Origin of the sequence: Streptomyces sp. AB3(2024) (assembly GCF_041862025.1) — a bacterium.
Taxonomy (GTDB): Bacteria; Actinomycetota; Actinomycetes; order Streptomycetales; family Streptomycetaceae; genus Streptomyces.
The window spans coordinates 1-223 of the sequence record NZ_JBGWAB010000435.1; the positions used below are offsets into that span (position 1 = coordinate 1).

General features: G+C 66.8%; 1 protein-coding gene. It reads left to right on the top strand.

Annotation, left to right across the window (positions count from 1 at the left end; translation table 11 throughout):
* On the top strand, positions 1 to 223 hold a 223-nt coding region (locus tag ACEPPI_RS41120), incomplete at both ends, for an acyltransferase domain-containing protein (protein WP_373920328.1).

Consider the following 223-nt stretch of genomic DNA (forward strand, 5'->3'; position numbering starts at 1 on the left):
TCCCGGGTCAGGGTTCGCAGTGGTTGGGGATGGCGGCTGGGCTGTTGGAGTCCTCGCCGGTGTTCGCAACCCGGGTGGAAGAGTGTGCGAAGGCGCTGGAGCCCTTTACCGGCTGGTCGTTGGTGGATGTCCTGCGGGGGAGTGAGGGTGCGCCTTCGCTTGACCGGGTGGATGTGGTGCAGCCGGCGTTGTTCGCGGTGATGGTGTCGCTGGCCGAGGTGTG